Genomic DNA, 18938 nt, shown 5'->3' with positions numbered 1-18938 from the left:
CCAAACGGGCAGGCTTTTTTACTTCGTGACCCACAGCGTCGGCCAGGCGTCTGGCGTGTTCCAGTCGTCGCAGCTCGGCTCTTCAGCATATTTCACCAGCCGGAAACGCTGACCGTCGTAGCGCCAGCGCGTAGATACGCCACAGTCTCCTTTACCGCGTCCTTTCGCCAGCGTCACCAGCTCACGGGTACGCTCGTCAAATGTGGCGTTCATCAGTTCGATATCGTTGGTTTGGTTGGCGGGAGTAAACGGCAGGCGCAGACGGACCGCTCGTGAACTTAACGGCTTTTTGCGCTCCACCAGCCAGGCTAAATCCACCACGTTATACGCGCCCATTTCACAGCTGATAATCATCAGCGCTTTGTCGTCGGTAAGCGCATAAACCCGAACTTCACGGCGCATCGGGTCCAGCGAGCATTGGGTGTTGTTCATTTGCCAGCCGCCGTAGTCGAGCAGCTCGTTAAGCTCTTCTTTACTTAATGGTGTTGGCGTAGGGTTCTTCACCGCCACAGCTTTCAGAGCAGGCGCAGGCGGCACATTAAGCGGCGGTTCATCGCCTTTAGCGACCCATGCCGTTTCATTGCCCACACGCTTTTGTTGGGTGTCGATAAAGGTGACCGCGTCTTTAAGTCCAGCCAGAGAGATTTTGCCGGCACCGCCCGCGAGGGTGATCTGTTTAGCGTTCTGGATCTGGGCCAGAAAAGCCGTGATGGTGAGCGGTTCGTTATTAATTAACCGACGCGGCGTAATTTGCCATTTTGCGCCGGTAGGGAAAAACGGCTTATCGTCAAGCAGCATGCGGGGGGCAATCGGCTGCGCATCGCTGGCAGGCTGGGAAAAATTGCCCTTCTCGATACGCATTTCCACATCGGTATGCGCACCCGCGCTGCGGCTCAGGGTCATCACCAGACCGTCATGGTTGCCGGTATTGCGGGCTTTGCAGAAATTTTGATTGTTGCAGGTAACCTGCCAGTCATCGAATTGCTTTTGCACCGGAGCGGCAAAAGCGTGCGTAGCCCAAAACAGGCTCGTTATGACCAGCAGTAAGACGCGTAGCAACATGAGGACCGGTACCCTGACGATAAAGGAAAACAGAGAATACTCTCTGCGCCTATCTTCGTTCTCAGGGAGCCATCACTCAATCAGATTTTTCGGATAGCTTTATTCGAATTTTGTGTAACATAACCGCCTGTATATCAAGACATAATGTTACGCATCGCCAGGAGCTGTAACAAAATTACCGTTTTCCCATCGCGAATTTCACCGGTTTTCATCATTTCCATTGCACGATCGAATGGAATTTCCAGCACCTCAATATCTTCATCATCAATACCGCCGCCCGCGCTGGCGCGCTGTGAATCGTCATATTCGGCAAGATAAAATGAGATTAACTCCGTGACGCCGCCCGGCGACATATACAGCTCAAAGACTTTTTCCACCTCGTCAACCTGAAAGCCGGTCTCTTCGATGGCCTCTTTACGGGCGCACACCTCCGGCTCATCGTCATCCAGCAGGCCCGCGCAGGCTTCAATCAATAATCCCTCCTGATTGCCGTTCACGTAAGTGGCAATGCGGAACTGGCGAGTGAGCACCACGGTTTTTTTATCACGGTTATACAGCAGAATGGTCGCGCCGTTGCCCCGATCATAGACTTCGCGGATATGGCGAACCGGCGCCTGCTCGCCTTTGGCGATGTCATAGGTCACATTGCGCAGAATGAAGTAATTATCAGAAAGGACTTTATCTTTAATAACGTTGATTTTAAGCGACACATTTACCACCTGGTCGAAAAGACAGGCGTCTAGTGTACGTCGAAAATCACAGAAAAAAAGCCGCCCGTTGCGGGCGGCTCAGCAGCATCAGAAGCCGTGCTTCACTTCGCTCATATCCGGGAGTTTATGGGCGATGCCTTTATGACAGTCGATACAGGTTTTCCCTTCCTTGATGGCCTGATCGTGCATTTTAGCGGCCACCGTTTTCTGGGCGGTGAAATCCATATAGTCGAAGTTGTGGCAGTTGCGGCACTCTTGCGAGTTGTTGCCCTGCATTCGCCGCCACTCGTTTTGCGCCATCTCTAAACGGTGCTCTTCAAACTTGGCGGGGGTATCGATAACGCCGAAGATCTTGCCGTACAGCTCTTTACTGGCCTTAATCTTACGGATCATTTTCGGGCCCCACTCGTGCGGCACGTGGCAATCCGGACAGGTGGCGCGTACGCCGCTGCGGTTGTTGTAGTGCACCGTCTCCATATACTCCTGGTAGACGTTATTGCGCATTTCATGGCAGCTAATGCAGAACTCTTCGGTATTGGCTTTTTCCATACCGGTGTTAAAGCCGCCCCAGAAGATAATCCCCGCCGCGAAGCCGATAAGCAGCAGCGTACCGAGCGCCATACGGCTCGGACGTCGCCACCACTGCCAGATCCGGCGGATCAGGCCAGGTTTACGTTGCTTTTCCATATCATCCCTCACTGACCAAAGCCTTTCGAAGGCGTGAAGGTGTTTTCAATGATGGCCGGCGCGTCGGTTTGCGGCACATGGCACTGCAGGCAGAAATAACGACGCGGTGCTACACCAGAAAGCACTTTGCCGTCGCTGTCCATAAAGTGGGTCGGGCTGATACGCGGTGCGCCGGTGGTACGATAATGCTCGACACCGTGGCACTGCAGGCAGCGGTTGGTATTAGTGGTGATCTGATACCCGTCCACGCTATGGGGGATCATCGGCGGCTGGTTTACGTAATTCAGCGCCATTTTCTCTTGCTGTTTAGGCATACGTATGGAGCCCTCCTGCGTGCCCGACACTTCCGGCGACTGTGTAAAGTCGACCGAATCTGCCGCCCACGCCGCACCGCTTATTAACAGCATCAATGCGGTCATCCAGGGAAAGAATCCATTTTTCAGGACTTGGCTTTTCATGATTTTGCTCCCGAACTCCATCTTGTTGTCATTTTTAAAACCTTTTCAGCACAGACATCGACGCAACGACCGCAGGTCATGCAATCGCGATCCGAAATCTCTACCGGGCTTTCCTTATTCAGCACCGGCGACCGTAAAACCTGCGGCTCCGGGCAAACGTGAAAACAATCCATACAACGCGTACAACGTTCACGACCCGCCGCACTCACCGTAAACACACCCTTCTGCCCCGCCAGCGCATACATTGCGCCAACCGGGCACACGTGGCCGCACCAGCCGTGCTCCACCACCAGCAGATCGAACAGAAACAGCGCCAGCAGCAGCCAAATCCCCGCGCCAAACCCGAAGATCAATCCGCGCCCCATCAGCGAAACCGGATTTACCCACTCCCACAGCAGCGAACCGGTGAGCGCGCTGGCTAACAGCACCATCGCCAGCACCACATAACGCAGCCAGCGCGGCAGCGTGGCGGACGGCGTGATGTCGAAGTGGCGGCGCAGCCAGGCGGCCAGATCGGTCAGCGGATTCACCGGGCAGATCCAGCTGCAAAACAGCCGTTTTCCCGCCAGGGTATACAGCGCCAGAATCAGCACGCCGCCGAGCAACGCCAGCACGCCGGGCAGATGACCGCTCAACAGGCTTTGGGCAATCATCAGCGGATCGCTTAACGGCACCGTATCCAGCAGCAGGCTACTGCTGTAATTGCCGCGTAAGATCCACACCCCGAACCACGGACCGCTCAGGAAAAGCGCCAGTACCAGCAGTTGCGTCACGCGACGCGCCATCAGCCAGCCGTAAGCGCCAAACACCCCTTTTACTGCCAGCGCATCGCGCCCGGCGTCCTGTTTACGATTTGCCATGGTTTCCCTCCAGCCAACCGAAACGGTAGTGATGCCCCAGCTCGCCGCGCGCCAAATCCAGCGGCAGCACTTTGATGGCGGCCTGTTCCAGCACGCAGGCTTTTTCGCATTTTCCGCAGCCGGTGCAGGCATCGCTGTGCACCGTCGGCAGGAAACGCGCGTGTTTGCCGGTACGGGTATTGCGTTCCAGCTCCAGGGTGATGGCGGTGTCTATCGACGGGCAAACCCGGTAACAGACATCGCAACGCAGGCCCTGGAAGTTAAGGCAGTTTTCCTGATCGAGCAGGACGGCGATCCCCATGCGCGCATCGTCAATCGAGGCGATCTCTTTATCTAACGCGCCGCTTGGGCAGGCTTTGGCACACGGAATGTCTTCACACATTTCGCACGGAATATCCCGCGCCACGAAGTACGGCGTACCCGCCTCAGGGCCGGACGCCAGCGTCGCCAGCTTGAGCGTGTCGTAAGGGCAGGCCTGAACGCATTGCCCACAGCGCACGCAGGCGCGGGAGAACCCCGGCTCGCCCAGCGCGCCCGGCGGGCGTAACCGCACCCCAGTGGCGTGGCTACGCTGCTGTCCAAGCCCCAGCACCACGGCGACGGCGGTCAATCCACCCGCCGCCCGCGCCATATCGCGCAGGAAGCGGCGGCGAGCCGGTCGTGGTGCGTTTTCCCTGGCCACGGTGGTTACACCTTCTCAACCTTCACGGCGCACTTCTTGAAGTCCGTCTCTTTGGAGAGCGGGTCAGTGGCGTCGAGGGTCAATACGTTAACCAGCTGTGCGGCGTCGAAGAACGGCATGTACACCAACCCCTGCGGCGGACGGTTACGTCCACGGGTTTCCACAATGGAAATCAGCTCGCCGCGACGGGAAAGCACTTTCACCTTGTCACCGCGACGCAGGCCGCGAGACTGCGCGTCCAGCGGATGGATAAACAGCACGGCTTCCGGGAACGCGCGGTGCAGTTCCGGCACGCGGCGGGTCATACTGCCGGTGTGCCAGTGCTCCAGCACGCGGCCAGTAGACAGCCACAGATCGTATTCTTTATCCGGCGCTTCCGCCGCGGGCTCGAACGGCAGCGCGAAGATCACCGCTTTGCCATCCGGCTTGCCGTAAAATTTGTAGCCCTCGCCCGCTTTCACATACGGATCGTGGCCTTCGCTGTAGCGCCACTGGGTTTCTTTACCGTCAACCACCGGCCAGCGCAGACCGCGCGCCTTGTGGTAATCGTCGAACGGTGCCAGGTCGTGGCCGTGGCCGCGCCCGAAAGCGGCGTACTCTTCGAACAGACCTTTTTGCAGATAGAAGCCCAGCTCGCGGGACTCATCGTTCAGCTGGTCTTCAGCCAGTTCGCTTACCGGGAATTTCTTGACGTTATCGTTAGCGAACAGCACGTCGAACAGGGTTTTGCCACGGTATTCCGGCTTCTGGGCCAGCAGCTCTTCCGGCCACACTTCTTCCACTTTGAAGCGTTTCGCGAAGGTCACTAACTGCCACAGGTCAGATTTGGCTTCGCCCGGTGCCTGTACCTGCTGACGCCAGAACTGGGTGCGGCGCTCGGCGTTGCCGAAGGCCCCTTCTTTCTCAACCCACATGGCGGTCGGCAGGATCAGATCTGCTGCCAGGGCGCTCACGGTCGGGTACGGATCGGAGACGATCACGAAGTTGCGCGGATCGCGCCAGCCTGGCATACGCTCTTGATTAATGTTCGGCCCGGCCTGCATGTTGTTGTTACACATCACCCAGTAGACGTTCAGCTTGCCGTCTTTCAGGGCGCGGTCCTGTGCCACCGCGTGGAGACCGATTTTCGCCGGAATGGTGCCGGTAGGGAGCTGCCACATTTTTTCGGTGATATCGCGGTGTTTCTCGTTGGTCACCACCATGTCAGCCGGCAGACGGTGAGCAAAGGTGCCCACTTCACGCGCGGTACCGCAGGCGGACGGCTGGCCGGTCAGAGAGAACGGTCCACAGCCCGGCTGGGAGATTTTCCCGGTCAGCAGGTGGATGTTGTACACCAGGTTGTTGGCCCACACACCGCGGGTGTGCTGGTTAAAGCCCATGGTCCAGTAAGAAATCACCTTCTTCTTCGGATCGGCATACAGCTGCGCCAGCGCTTCCAGCTGATCTTTCGGTACGCTGGTCATCTCGGCGGTTTTTTCGAGGGTGTATTCCGCAACGAACGCTTTGTACTCGTCAAAGGTCATCGGCTCAGAGGCATCGGAACCCGGGTTTTTCGCGGCTTTTTCCAGCGGATGGGTCGGACGCAGGCCGTAACCGATATCCGTTGCGCCACGGCGCAGGTTGACGTGCTGTTTAAAGAACGACTCGTTAACCGCGTTGTTTTGAATGATGTAGTTGGCGATGTAGTTAAGGATCGCCAGGTCGCTCTGCGGGGTAAAGACCATGCCGTTATCCGCCAGCTCGAAGCTGCGGTGCTGGAAGGTCGACAGAACCGCCACGGTCACGTTCGGATCGGACAGGCGACGGTTAGTGATGCGCGACCACAGGATCGGGTGCATCTCCGCCATGTTGGAGCCCCACAGCACGAACGCATCGGTTTGCTCGATATCGTCATAGCAGCCCATCGGCTCGTCCATGCCGAAGGTACGCATAAAGCCGACTACCGCCGACGCCATACAGTGACGCGCGTTCGGGTCGATATTGTTGGTGCGCAGACCGGCTTTGAACAGTTTCGCGGCCGCATAGCCTTCCCACACGGTCCACTGGCCGGAGCCGAACATACCCACGGAATCCGGGCCCTTTTCCTTGATGGCGGTTTTAAACTTCTGCTCCATCACATCAAAGGCTTGCTCCCAACTAACCGGGGTAAACTCGCCCTCTTTGCTGTACTGGCCATCTTTCATGCGCAGCAGCGGCTGGGTCAGCCGGTCTTTGCCGTACATGATTTTCGGCAGGAAATAGCCTTTAATGCAGTTCAGCCCACGGTTGACCGGTGCGTCCGGGTCGCCCTGGCAGGCTACCATTTTGCCATTCTGGGTGCCGACTAATACGCCGCAGCCGGTACCGCAAAAACGGCACGGGGCTTTATCCCATTTAATGGCATCTTGTTGTCCGACGACCGCCCGGGCCACGGACGGTACAGTGATGCCCGCTGCCGCAGCGGCCGCGGCGACGGCGTTAGCTTTCATAAAGCTACGACGACTGAGTTTCATGGTGTTTCCTCACCTTGCTCATCCTGCTGGTGGTAAACCAGCGACACCGCCAGCACGCCTGCGAGATTACGTGCCGACTCAATTCTTTCGATCAATGCCGCGCTGCTGGCGGCTTCCATCACGACCACCAGTTTCCCGGTGGCTTCTTCACTGGCTGCGACCTCGGTATTCGCCATGGCGTTGAGCAACTGCGTCACGCTTTCGGTGGCGTCAGGGCGCGTCTGGACGAATAAACTGGATACGTGCCATTCACTACTCATGACGACTCCTTAGGGTGATAGCTGAAACCGGACAGGCCGGAATACACGCCCCGCAAGTGGTACACGAAGACACATCAGGTTCAGGACGGGCGATGCCGTTCAGCGTGGGGCGAAAACGTATCGCCTGGATTTCACAGGCGTCCTGACAACAGCGGCACTCCACCTGGCGGTGCGCCAGGCAGCGTTCGCTAATGGATAACTGGTAATCCCAGGGCGTGGCGCTTTGCGGTAAAAACAGCTTCTCCGGGCAATGAGAGGCGCAGGCGTAGCAAAACGTGCATTCCGCCTGGTCGAAATCCATTTTCGGGAAACCGCCCGCGCCGATAGTCAGGACGCGGGTCTGGCAGGCGGTCACGCATTGCTGGCAGCGGGTGCAGTGCTCGACGAAACTATCCTCGCCGCCACTCCAGGGCGGACGAAATTCGGGTGCGCTGTTGCGCCAGCCCGTTAATAAACTTCGTCTCGACACTTCTGCCATGGGCAATCCTTGCAATCCAGTCGTACTTATAAAGAGGGAGTCCGCATTAACGATGCGGTTATTGGAGTGTGGTAACAATATGTGACAAGGGGTAGATGGGGCATCACCCTAAGGGGGTAAATCCTGTGGTTGGATCAAGGATGAGGAGGGTTTGGTGTTGAGAGCGGCTTTTTTAGGTTCGGGGCGAGTCAGGTGGAATGTTTCGTTCGGTGGAAGTGATGGTGGTCCGGTGGAATTGTTCCGTTCGGTGGAAGTGATGGTGGTCCTGTGGAATTGTTCCGTTCGCTCAAACTAAGTTCAACTATGCAGCTTCAGTGACGGCGAACGTGTCAGGGACGCTCGCCGCCGCGTCCCCGACACCCCAGGCTCCCGGCCAGCAAAATCGGCGGCTACGCCGCTGCCCTCGGCTCTATCTCCTCGCTTCAGGTCGGTCGTGATGCTACATCCTGTAGCTCACGACCTCAGCCCCGCTTCCCTGCGGGGCTGACCTGGCTCGTCGATTGCGCCTCGGCGATTTTGATGCCGGACCAACACCCCCAACTGTAAGCCGGTTTGTTTTTCAGCAACAACATTGTCGCTGCCAGTCTTCGGGATTACAGCGGGGGGTTTTAACTCCCCATCGAAATCGCCGAGGCGTTCGCGGGAGGCCGGGGCAAGCCGCAGGGATGCGGCTTGAGGGCGAGAAAGGCAGGATGCCGTATCTCGCCCGCCCCGAAGCCGGACGCGATAAGCCGAGGGTACCGCGAAGCGGCGATTTCGCGCGGGGGAGCCGGGGGTGTTGGGGGCGCGGCGGCGAGCGCCCCCAACCCGTTCGCGTACTCCGGTGCCCGAGACTGACTCAAAAGCCCAGGCGAACGGAACAATTCCACTATACGAAAAACCCCGCCCGCCCCTCAGTGGGCCAACTGTTCCGGTAACGCCAGATACGTCAAAATCCCCCTCGCCGCATGGCGCCCTTCCGCCATTGCCGTGACCACCAGATCCGCCCCGCGTACCGCATCACCGCCGGCGAAAATCTTCGGATTAGTCGTCTGATAACGATACTCGCTCTCCACATTCGCCTGAATCCGGCCCCAGTCGTCGAGCTTCACGCCCTGCGCCTCCAGCCACGGCATCGCATGGGGATGAAAACCAAACGCCATCACCACCGCATCGGCACGCATCACAAATTCGCTGCCCGGGATCGGCTGTGGGCGGCGGCGGCCCTGGCTGTCGGGCTCGCCCAGCGCGGTACGTAAGAAGCGCACTCCGCAGGCGTTGCCGGACTCATCCAGCACCACGTCCACCGGCTGTACGTTAAATTCAAACTGCGCCCCCTCCTCCCGCGCGTTTTTCACCTCTTTGCGCGAGCCGGGCATATTCTTCTCATCACGACGGTAGGCACAGGTCACTTTCGCCGCCCCGTGGCGCAGCGAAGTGCGCACGCAGTCCATCGCGGTATCGCCGCCGCCCAGCACCACCACCTCCTTGCCCGCCATATCGACATACGGCTGAGTCGCCAGTTCCGCCAGGCCCATCACCTGTTTGGTATTGGCGATCAGGAACGGCAGTGCATCGTACACGCCCGGCGCGTCTTCGTTGGGTAAGTCGGCTTTCATCGAGCGATAGGTGCCGACGCCGATAAATACCGCGTCGTATTCATCCACCAGCGTAGCGAGCGGAATGTCTTTGCCGATTTCGCAGTTCAAATGGAAGGTAATGCCCATCGCCGTGAAGATTTCCCGCCGCCGCTGCATCAGAGATTTATCCAGCTTGAACGACGGAATACCGAAGGTCAGCAACCCGCCGATTTCCGGATTCAGATCGTAAACCGTGGTCTGTACGCCGCTGCGCGCCAGCAAATCGGCGCAGGCCAGCCCTGCCGGTCCCGCGCCGATAATCGCCACGCGCCCTGCCGTCGGCTGGACGTAAGAGAGATCGGGCCGCCAGCCGCGGGCAAAGGCGCGGTCTGAAATGTAGCGCTCAATATTACCGATGGTCACCGCGCCGTGCTCATCGCGTACCGTACAGGCCCCTTCGCACAAGCGGTCCTGCGGGCAAACCCGCCCGGTGATTTCCGGCAGACAGTTAGTTTGATGAGACAGCTCCACCGCCTCGCTTTCCCGGCCCTGCTTTACCAGTTCAATCCACTGCGGAATATGGTTATGCAGCGGGCAGGTCCATTCGCAAATACTGTGCTCGCCGCAGCTCAGGCAGCGCCCGGCCTGCGCCCCCGCCTGCTGAGCGCTGAACGGCAGATAGATCTCATCGAAGCCGGTTTTACGCTGCTCAAGGGGGAGTTTGTCCGGCTCACCGCGCGGGGATGTCGCTGCCATCTGACGCACTTTATCGCCTGGATCTGGCACATTGCGTAACGCCAGCCCGCCGTGGGGCGACTGCGCTTCGCGGCAGGCGCTGTCAGCGCGGCGGCGGCGCGCCAGGCTCTGGAGCGAATCACCGCCCACCACGCGCAGCGCGTTCGACGGGCACTGTTCTACGCACGCCGGTCCGGCATCGCGTTGATGGCACAGATCGCATTTATGGGCATGCATCGTAACGGTATCGTGCGGGCCGCAGGCGCTTTCCACCATCTGCATCACGCCGAACGGGCAGGCCAGCATGCAGGATTTGCAGCCGATACATTTGCGTTCGTCAAGCTGAATGCTCTGCTGGTTTTTGGTCAGCGCACCGTTCGGACAGCTGCGCAGGCACGGTGCGGATTCACAATGGTGGCAAGTCACCGCATTACGGATGTTGCCCTGTTTCAACACGGTAATACGCGGACGAAAAGCTGACGCCGTCAGCACGTGCTGCTCGTTATTATGGGCCATCACGCATGCCACTTCGCATGCATGGCATCCGATGCAGCGCGACGCATCTGCAAAGACAAACCGGTTCATCATACTTACCCCGCCATTACTCATATTGTTATAGGGGGTATTTCTTAACCAGTCTGTGGCGGCGGCGCAACGGGCGTTTGCACGAAAAGAACCCAAATTGACCGGTAAGCTGAACCAGATCAATTTATTTTGCTGAAACTGAAACCCTGTTTTGCTGAAATTTTTGTTATCAGGATGTCAGCAGCGTTTTAGCGGCAGGTTATAGATCGAAAAATGCTGATACCTGGCGCGAAAGTTTCCTGAAAGGCGGTTTCACGTCCTGTTAGATTCTGGTAGGTTGCGGACCACCTTTGCAGTTCAGGGAACAGTTCGGTGATTGTTCAACGCCCGGTATCTACAAGCCTTGCCCGCGCCTTTTTTTATATCATGCTGCTGTCGCTGCTTTCGACGGGCGTCGCCCTGCTGACGCTTGCCAGCAGCCTGCGCGATGCCGAAGCGGTGAACATCGCCGGTTCGCTGCGCATGCAAAGTTACCGTCTCGGTTATGAGTTGCAGGCCAACGATCCTCAGCTTGAGATCCATCGCCAGCAGTATGACACCGCGCTGAATTCGCCGGTGCTGATGTTGCTGAACCGCTGGTATGTGCCAGGCGAAGTCCGGGAGCGCTACGCGGCGCTGCACGAGAACTGGCAGGAGATGAACAACCGCCTGCTGGCGCGCGATCTCGCCTGGTACCAAAACAATATTTCCGGCTATGTGCATCAAATCGATCTGTTTGTGCTGGCCCTACAGCACTATGCCGAGCGCAAAGTTATCCTGGTGGTGCTGACCTCGCTGTTCGGCTTTATGGCGATATTCACCCTGGTGTTCTTTACCCTGCGGCGCATTCGCCAGCAGGTGGTGGAGCCGCTGAATAGTCTGGTGCGCGCCAGCCGCAGCATTGAGCAACAGCAGTTTGATTACCCGCCGCTCAATACCGAGCTGGATAACGAACTGGGCCTGCTGGCCCGCTCGTTCACCCGTATGTCCGGCGAGTTGCAAAAGCTGTACCGTACGCTGGAAGAAAATGTGCGGGAGAAAACCCTCAGCTTGCAGGAAGCCAACCGCATGCTGGGCGTGTTGTACAACTGCTCCCAGGCGCTGAACGTCAGCACCATCGATCAGCACTGTTTCCGGCGAATTTTACAAATTGTTCGCCAACACGAAGCTATCGGCGCGATTGAGATGGAAGTGGGCAGCCACTGGCGGCTCAGCGAAGGGGAAACCGAGCTGATGGCCCCGTGGCATACCCTGCCGCTGGCGATGCAGGAGACCATTTTTGGCCAGTTGCGCTGGCAATCGCAGGGGAAAAACCCGTCGCCGCAGTTGATGGAAAGCGTCGCTAATATGCTGGGGCGCGGGCTGTACTTTAACCAGGCGCAAAAGCATTATCAGCAGTTATTATTGATGGAAGAACGCGCTACTATTGCCCGTGAACTCCACGATTCACTGGCCCAGGTGCTGTCGTTTTTACGTATCCAGCTGACGCTGCTGAAGCGCGCGGTGCCGCTGGAGAATAGCAAAGCGCAGCAGATTATCAGCGATTTCGACCGGGCGCTGAACGACGCCTACCGGCAACTGCGCGAGCTGCTGACCACGTTCCGCTTAACGCTGCAACAGGCGGATTTACCGTCTGCGTTGCTGGAGATGATCGAGCCGCTGCGTGGGCAAACCGCCGCCGCGATCCATCTGGACTGCAAAATGTCGCCGCTGGCGCTGGATGCGCAACAGCAGGTGCATTTACTGCAAATTATTCGCGAGGCGGTGCTGAACGCCATTAAACACGCCAACGCCAGCGAGATTTCCGTGAGCTGTTTGACGTCGCCGGACGGCAGCCACGCGGTGTATATCCGCGATAACGGCACCGGGATCGCCAGCCTTGATGAACCCGCCGGTCATTATGGGCTAAATATTATGCATGAACGTGCCGAAAGATTAGGTGGGGTGCTAACCATTTCGCGTCCGGTCAATGGCGGGACCATGATTGGCATCAGCTTTACCACACCCCAGGCAATGTCCGACGTGGCAAACGTCTAATTACAATAACCACACCGTATTACAGGGAGACCAGGATGACGGAAAAACAACAGCACCAGGTATTGATTGTCGACGATCATCCGCTGATGCGCCGCGGTATTCGCCAGCTGCTGGAGATCGACGACAGCTTCAACGTGGTGGGTGAAGCCAGTAGCGGGACGGAAGCGATTAGTCTCGCCAATCGTCTTTCACCCGACGTCATCCTGCTGGATCTCAATATGAAAGGGCTGAGCGGTCTCGATACGCTGCATGCTCTGCGTCGCGATGGCGTCAGCGCGCGAATCATCGTGCTGACGGTGTCTGATGCGCGCAACGATGTGTATGCCCTGATTGACGCGGGCGCAGACGGCTATTTGCTGAAGGACAGCGATCCGGAAGAGCTGCTGGCGGCAATCCGCCACGGCGCGCTGCACGGCGACGCGTTTAGCGAGCAGGTGCGCGAATACTTAAATAATCGTAAAGATAGCGTAAAAAGCGACGATCCCTTTACCACACTGACTGAACGGGAGCTGGATGTGTTGCAGGAAGTGGCGCGCGGCCAGTCAAATAAGCAAATCGCTATGGTGCTGCATATTTCTGAAGAGACCGTAAAAGTGCATATTCGCAACCTGTTACGTAAGCTGAACGTGCGTTCCCGGGTGGCGGCGACGGTGCTGTTTCTGGAAACGCGCGGGCTATAATCATCCTCGCAGGCTGGGTCTTCAGCCTGCAAAAACTGAATACTAATTTACACTATCTCCTCAATTTCTCCACGTTTGACCTGGGGTAAGCGGATACAGTTAAGCGGGCCCTAATAATAACGCTGCGAAGCATTAAGAGGTTTTGACACACATGGCGAATTTCTTTATCGATCGCCCCATTTTTGCCTGGGTGCTGGCCATCATTTTGTGTCTCACTGGCACGTTAGCCATTTTTTCGTTACCTGTTGAGCAATATCCCGACCTGGCGCCGCCGAACGTGCGGATCACCGCCAACTATCCCGGCGCGTCGGCGCAAACCCTGGAAAATACCGTTACTCAGGTCATCGAGCAGAACATGACCGGCCTCGATAACCTGATGTATATGTCGTCGCAAAGCAGCGGGACCGGCCAGGCGTCTATCACGTTAAGTTTCGCCGCCGGGACCGACCCGGACGAAGCCGTGCAGCAGGTACAAAACCAGTTGCAGTCGGCGATGCGTAAATTGCCCCAGGCGGTACAGAACCAGGGGGTGACGGTGCGTAAAACCGGCGACACCAATATTCTGACCATCGCGTTTGTCTCTACCGACGGCAGCATGGATAAACAGGATATCGCCGATTACGTCGCCAGTAATATTCAGGATCCGTTAAGCCGCGTGGACGGCGTAGGCGATATTGACGCCTACGGATCGCCCTACTCGATGCGCATCTGGCTGGAGCCTGGCAAGCTGATTAGCTATCAGCTCACCACCCAGGACGTGGTGGACGCGATTGAATCCCAGAACAGCCAGATTGCCGTGGGCCAGTTAGGCGGTACGCCGTCAGTGGATAACCAGGCGCTGAACGCCACCATCAACGCCCAGTCGCTGTTAGAAACCCCGGAACAGTTCCGCGATATTACTCTGCGGGTCAATCAGGATGGTTCGGAAGTGAAACTTGGCGATGTCGCCGTGGTCGAGATGGGCGCAGAAAAGTACGACTATCTGAGCCGCTTTAACGGCAAGGCGGCATCCGGGTTGGGGATCAAACTGGCGTCCGGCGCTAACGAAATGGCGACGGCGGAACTGGCGCTAAAAAAACTCGATGAACTGGCCCAGTACTTCCCCCATGGGCTGGAATACAAAGTCGCTTATGAAACCACCTCGTTTGTTAAGGCCTCGATTGTCGATGTGGTGAAAACGCTGCTGGAAGCCATCGCGCTGGTGTTCCTGGTGATGTATCTATTCCTGCAAAATTTCCGCGCCACGCTAATCCCGACCATCGCCGTTCCGGTGGTGCTGATGGGCACCTTCGCGGTGCTGTACGCCTTCGGCTACAGCATCAACACCCTGACGATGTTCGCCATGGTGCTGGCAATTGGCCTGCTGGTGGATGACGCCATCGTGGTGGTAGAAAACGTTGAGCGCATTATGAGCGAGGAAGGCTTATCGCCAAGAGAAGCCACGCGCAAATCGATGGGCCAGATCCAGGGCGCGCTGGTGGGTATCGCCATGGTGCTTTCCGCGGTGTTTATCCCGATGGCCTTTTTCGGCGGCACCACCGGCGCGATTTACCGGCAGTTCTCTATCACTATCGTTTCCGCCATGGTGCTGTCGGTGCTGGTGGCGATGATCCTCACCCCTGCCCTGTGCGCCACTATGCTGAAGCCGCTGCAAAAAGGTGAACATCACGGCCAGCGCGGATTTTTCGGCTGGTTCAACCGGATGTTCAGCCGCAACGCGGCGCGCTATGAGCGCGGCGTGGGCAAGATTTTGCACCGCAGCGTGCGCTGGATGCTGATTTACGCGCTGCTGCTCGGCGGCATGGTGATCATCTTTTTACGTCTGCCCACCTCGTTTCTCCCGCTGGAAGACCGGGGGATGTTTATCACTTCGGTGCAGTTGCCCAGCGGCGCAACTCAGCAACAGACGCTGAAAGTGGTTCAGCAGGTGGAGCACTATTTCTTCACCAAAGAGAAAGACAATGTGATGTCGGTATTCGCCACCGTGGGCTCCGGGCCGGGCGGCAACGGACAAAACGTAGCGCGGATGTTTGTGCGCCTGAAAGACTGGGACGACCGCGACGTGAAAACCGGCAGCTCGTTCGCCATTATCGAACGCGCCACCAAAGCGTTTCAGGGCATCAAAGAAGCGCGGGTGTTCGCCAGCAGCCCACCTGCGATTAGCGGCATGGGCAGTTCAGCGGGCTTTGATATGGAACTTCAGGATCACTCCGGAGCCGGTCACGACGCGCTGATGAAGGCGCGCGACCAGCTACTGGCGCTGGCAGGTGATAATCATCAGTTGACCCGGGTGCGCCATAACGGCCTGGACGACAGCCCGCAGTTGCAGATTGACATCGATCAGCGTAAAGCTCAGGCGCTGGGCGTCTCCATTGACGATATTAATAACACCCTGCAAACCGCCTGGGGCTCCAGCTATGTGAATGACTTTATGGATCGCGGGCGCGTGAAAAAGGTCTACGTCCAGGCTGCCGCCAAATATCGCATGCTGCCGGAAGACATCAATCAGTGGTACGTGCGCAATAAAGACGGCGGGATGGTGCCCTTCTCCGCCTTTGCCACCTCGCGCTGGGAAACCGGTTCGCCGCGCCTTGAACGTTACAACGGCTATTCGGCGGTGGAGATCGTCGGCGAAGCCGCGCCGGGCGTCAGTACCGGGACCGCAATGGATATCATGGAGCAGTTGGTGAAAGAGCTGCCGGTTGGATTTGGCGTTGAGTGGACGGCGATGTCGTATCAGGAACGGCTTTCCGGCGCGCAGGCTCCGGCGCTGTACGCCATTTCCCTGCTGGTGGTCTTCCTGTGCCTGGCGGCGCTGTATGAGAGCTGGTCAGTGCCGTTCTCGGTAATGCTGGTGGTGCCGCTGGGCGTCATCGGCGCGCTGCTGGCAACCTGGCTGCGCGGGCTGGAAAATGATGTCTATTTCCAGGTGGGATTACTGACGGTCATAGGGCTATCGGCCAAGAACGCGATACTGATTGTCGAATTTGCTAACGATATGAATGCGCGCGGCAAAGATCTGATGGCCGCCACGCTGGAAGCCTGCCACCAGCGTCTGCGCCCGATCCTGATGACGTCGCTGGCGTTTATCTTCGGCGTACTGCCAATGGCGACCAGCAGCGGCGCGGGCTCCAGCAGCCAGCACGCCGTCGGCACCGGGGTGATGGGCGGCATGATCTCCGCCACCGTACTGGCGATTTTCTTTGTACCGCTGTTTTTTGTGCTGGTAAGAAGGCGGTTCCCGCTGAAGGAACGCGAGGAAAACTAACCCTTTTTGGTTCAAATTTGGTTCAAAAAAAAGCGGCCTCTTCAGGTCGCTTTTTTAGTGGGTTTACCCACGATTTATTATTCTAAGAACGTCGTGTTCTTGATTTCATACTGGATGGTTACTTACGCAGCATCCCATCAATAAAATCTTTCCAGTTCCCTAGTTCACGATCAATCATAACTACCTCTCTTATTATATTTTCATTATATGAAAATATATCTTCCTCGTGAAGATATTTTAGCCAACTGCTTCACACTTCATTTTTTTGTATTCAGTGCCGTTGGAAAGTACTATGCCGCGTTTCTGATACATAAGTCGTGACAGACCGCAATATTTTGAAATTTGCTTTAAAATAAGAACTTACCCACAAAATACGTTACAAAACTGTGTAATACCGGCGTGTTAGCGGCGCAGATGATAACAGACAATTTTCTTTTCCATCACACTTTTCACTGAATTGATTAATCTGCAATCATTGCGACGATTATCATTGCTTCTGTTAATATCTATCACCTGATACATATACAATGGTTATTACTCAGGCGTTATTCATTAGCAGTGATAAGCTGTATGTTATCTGCATAATTAACGTTGAATATTTATATTGCAGGACACGCAGCCATTCCATTTAATTATTCTAAAAATTTGATTTAATAAACCCCATTACTACAAAAGGACTCAATATGGTCATTCTGCATGGCATCAAAAACTGCGACACCATCAAAAAAGCGCGCCGCTGGTTGGAAAGCCACCAAATCGATTATCAATTCCACGACTATCGCGTTGATGGGATTAATGCAGAAATGATGCATAAATTTGCCGATGAACTGGGTTGGCAGGCGCTGCTAAATACCCGCGGCACCACCTGGCGCAAGCTGGACGAAGCCCAACGTCACGCCATAACCGACGCACCGAGCGCAATTGCATTGATGATTGAAATGCCTGCAATTATCAAACGCCCATTGCTCTGCGCGCCCGGTAAGCCTATGCTGCTGGGTTTCAATGAAACCCAGTATCAGCAGTATTTCAACGAGGTGTAGTGTTATGTCCTGCCCGGTTATTGAGCTGACACAGCAGCTTATTCGTCGCCCTTCTCTGAGCCCCGATGACGCGGGCTGCCAGGCGTTGCTTGTCGAACGCTTGCGCGCCATTGGTTTTACCGTCGAGTCGATGGATTTTGGCGATACCCAAAACTTCTGGGCATGGCGCGGTCAGGGTGAAACGCTGGCCTTTGCCGGGCACACCGACGTGGTGCCCGCAGGCGATGCCGACCGCTGGATCAATCCGCCGTTTGAACCCACCATTCGCGACGGCATGCTGTTTGGCCGCGGCGCGGCGGATATGAAAGGTTCCCTTGCCGCGATGGTTGTCGCAGCGGAGCGATTTGTCGCCCAGCATCCACACCATAAAGGACGCCTCGCGTTTTTGATTACTTCCGATGAAGAGGCCAGCGCCAAAAACGGCACCGTTAAGGTGGTGGAAGAATTAATGGCGCGTAATGAGCGGCTGGACTATTGCCTGGTGGGCGAACCGTCCAGCACCGAAGTCGTGGGCGATGTGGTGAAAAACGGTCGTCGCGGTTCGTTAACCTGCAACCTGACCATTCACGGCGTGCAGGGCCATGTGGCCTACCCGCACCTGGCGGATAACCCGGTACACCGCGCTGCGCCGATGCTGGCGGAGCTGGTCGGCATTGAATGGGATCGCGGTAACGCCTTCTTCCCGCCGACCAGCATGCAGGTTGCCAATATCAAAGCCGGCACTGGCAGCAACAACGTGATCCCCGGCGATCTGTTCGTACAGTTTAATTTCCGCTTCAGCACCGAGCTGACCGACGAATTGATTAAACAGCGGGTCATCGAGATCCTCGATCGCCATCAACTGCGCTACAGCGTGGACTGGTGGCTGTCCGGCCAGCCGTTCCTGACGTCGCGCGGCAAACTGGTGGATGCGGTGGTGAATGCGGTTGCGCACTATAATGAAATTAAACCCCAACTGTTGACCACAGGCGGCACCTCGGACGGGCGATTTATCGCACGGATGGGCGCGCAGGTTGTGGAGCTTGGGCCGGTTAACGCCACCATTCATAAAATCAATGAGTGCGTGAACGCCGCCGACCTGCAACTGCTGGCCCGCATGTATCAACGCATTATGGAGCAACTCGTCGCCTGACGAGTCGTTCCGGGAGGAACTACATGGATTTGCTCGCGAAATACTGGTGGGTACTGGTACTGGTTTTCCTGGTTGGCGTGTTGCTGAACGTCATCAAAGACCTTAAGCGCATCGATCATAAGAAGTTTTTGAACAACCGTCCGGAATTGCCCCCGCATCGTGACTTTAACGATAAATGGGATGATGAAGACGACTGGCCGAAGAAAAAGCCGTAACCGGCCTCAGCTAATGAAA

General features: G+C 56.9%; 17 protein-coding genes. 6 read left to right on the top strand and 11 right to left on the bottom strand.

Features of this window, described 5'->3' with window-relative positions; translation table 11 throughout:
* Window positions 1-18 precede the first annotated feature (18 nt).
* The 10 genes from FND52_RS06800 to aegA all read right to left on the bottom strand — a co-directional run bounded on the left by FND52_RS06800 (window position 19) and on the right by aegA (window position 10568).
* Window positions 19-1062 carry a DUF1176 domain-containing protein gene (locus FND52_RS06800; RefSeq protein ID WP_125295680.1) on the bottom strand — a complete coding sequence of 348 codons (1044 nt, stop codon included), beginning with the start codon at window positions 1060-1062 and terminating at the stop codon, window positions 19-21.
* 134 nt (window positions 1063-1196) lie between these two features.
* Window positions 1197-1772 (bottom strand): GDP-mannose pyrophosphatase NudK, encoded by a 576-nt coding sequence (nudK, locus tag FND52_RS06795; RefSeq protein ID WP_144130156.1) that lies wholly within the window; start codon window positions 1770-1772, stop codon window positions 1197-1199.
* An 87-nt stretch (window positions 1773-1859) separates the two neighbouring features.
* The gene (gene napC, locus FND52_RS06790) at window positions 1860-2459 is read right to left on the bottom strand and encodes a cytochrome c-type protein NapC (protein ID WP_125295682.1); all 600 of its coding nucleotides are present in this window, start codon (window positions 2457-2459) and stop codon (window positions 1860-1862) included.
* An 8-nt stretch (window positions 2460-2467) separates the two neighbouring features.
* Window positions 2468-2917, bottom strand: coding sequence for a nitrate reductase cytochrome c-type subunit (napB, locus tag FND52_RS06785; protein ID WP_125295683.1), 450 nt, complete (start codon window positions 2915-2917; stop codon window positions 2468-2470).
* Window positions 2914-3777: a quinol dehydrogenase ferredoxin subunit NapH gene (gene napH / locus FND52_RS06780; RefSeq protein ID WP_144130154.1), complete on the bottom strand. Its 864-nt coding sequence runs from the start codon at window positions 3775-3777 to the stop codon at window positions 2914-2916. The genes napB and napH overlap by 4 nt, the downstream gene beginning before the upstream one ends.
* Window positions 3764-4459: a ferredoxin-type protein NapG gene (napG, locus tag FND52_RS06775; protein WP_125295685.1), complete on the bottom strand. Its 696-nt coding sequence runs from the start codon at window positions 4457-4459 to the stop codon at window positions 3764-3766. The genes napH and napG overlap by 14 nt, the downstream gene beginning before the upstream one ends.
* Before the next feature lie 5 nt (window positions 4460-4464).
* Window positions 4465-6951 (bottom strand): nitrate reductase catalytic subunit NapA, encoded by a 2487-nt coding sequence (gene napA / locus FND52_RS06770; protein WP_144130152.1) that lies wholly within the window; start codon window positions 6949-6951, stop codon window positions 4465-4467.
* On the bottom strand, window positions 6948-7211 hold the full coding sequence (napD, locus tag FND52_RS06765) for a chaperone NapD (RefSeq protein ID WP_002463611.1): 264 nt from the start codon (window positions 7209-7211) through the stop codon (window positions 6948-6950). The genes napA and napD overlap by 4 nt, the downstream gene beginning before the upstream one ends.
* A complete protein-coding gene (gene napF / locus FND52_RS06760) occupies window positions 7204-7689 on the bottom strand; it encodes a ferredoxin-type protein NapF (RefSeq protein WP_125295687.1) in 486 nt (161 codons plus the stop codon). Before napF ends, napD begins: the two co-directional genes overlap by 8 nt.
* Before the next feature lie 893 nt (window positions 7690-8582).
* Window positions 8583-10568: a formate-dependent uric acid utilization protein AegA gene (aegA, locus tag FND52_RS06750; protein WP_144130562.1), complete on the bottom strand. Its 1986-nt coding sequence runs from the start codon at window positions 10566-10568 to the stop codon at window positions 8583-8585.
* 312 nt (window positions 10569-10880) lie between these two features.
* Between aegA and narQ the strand changes: the two genes are divergently transcribed.
* The 3 genes from narQ to acrD all read left to right on the top strand — a co-directional run bounded on the left by narQ (window position 10881) and on the right by acrD (window position 16532).
* The gene (narQ, locus tag FND52_RS06745; RefSeq protein ID WP_125294155.1) at window positions 10881-12584 is read left to right on the top strand and encodes a nitrate/nitrite two-component system sensor histidine kinase NarQ; all 1704 of its coding nucleotides are present in this window, start codon (window positions 10881-10883) and stop codon (window positions 12582-12584) included.
* Window positions 12585-12619: 35 nt separating this feature from the next.
* Window positions 12620-13264: a nitrate/nitrite response regulator protein NarP gene (narP, locus tag FND52_RS06740; RefSeq protein ID WP_125294154.1), complete on the top strand. Its 645-nt coding sequence runs from the start codon at window positions 12620-12622 to the stop codon at window positions 13262-13264.
* Window positions 13265-13415: 151 nt separating this feature from the next.
* Complete coding sequence (gene acrD / locus FND52_RS06735; protein WP_144130150.1) at window positions 13416-16532, top strand: multidrug efflux RND transporter permease AcrD; 3117 nt, start codon at window positions 13416-13418, stop codon at window positions 16530-16532.
* 118 nt (window positions 16533-16650) lie between these two features.
* On the opposite strand, the gene ypfM is transcribed toward acrD, so the two are convergent.
* A complete protein-coding gene (ypfM, locus tag FND52_RS06730; protein ID WP_121497584.1) occupies window positions 16651-16710 on the bottom strand; it encodes a protein YpfM in 60 nt (19 codons plus the stop codon).
* Window positions 16711-17215: 505 nt separating this feature from the next.
* On the opposite strand from ypfM, the gene FND52_RS06725 reads away from it, so the two are divergent.
* Genes FND52_RS06725 through FND52_RS06715 form a run of 3 tightly spaced genes read left to right on the top strand, consistent with a single transcriptional unit; the run spans window position 17216 to window position 18919 of the window.
* A complete protein-coding gene (locus tag FND52_RS06725) occupies window positions 17216-17572 on the top strand; it encodes an ArsC family reductase (protein WP_125294152.1) in 357 nt (118 codons plus the stop codon).
* 4 nt (window positions 17573-17576) lie between these two features.
* A complete protein-coding gene (gene dapE / locus FND52_RS06720; RefSeq protein WP_144130148.1) occupies window positions 17577-18704 on the top strand; it encodes a succinyl-diaminopimelate desuccinylase in 1128 nt (375 codons plus the stop codon).
* A 23-nt stretch (window positions 18705-18727) separates the two neighbouring features.
* On the top strand, window positions 18728-18919 hold the full coding sequence (locus FND52_RS06715) for a YpfN family protein (RefSeq protein WP_125294150.1): 192 nt from the start codon (window positions 18728-18730) through the stop codon (window positions 18917-18919).
* Window positions 18920-18938: the final 19 nt, after the last annotated feature.

The sequence above is a fragment of the Atlantibacter subterraneus genome (assembly GCF_007570865.1).
GTDB lineage: Bacteria > Pseudomonadota > Gammaproteobacteria > Enterobacterales > Enterobacteriaceae > Atlantibacter > Atlantibacter subterraneus.
The sequence above is the reverse complement of the archived record's forward strand: the minus strand, read 5'-3'. Positions and strand labels throughout refer to the sequence as shown.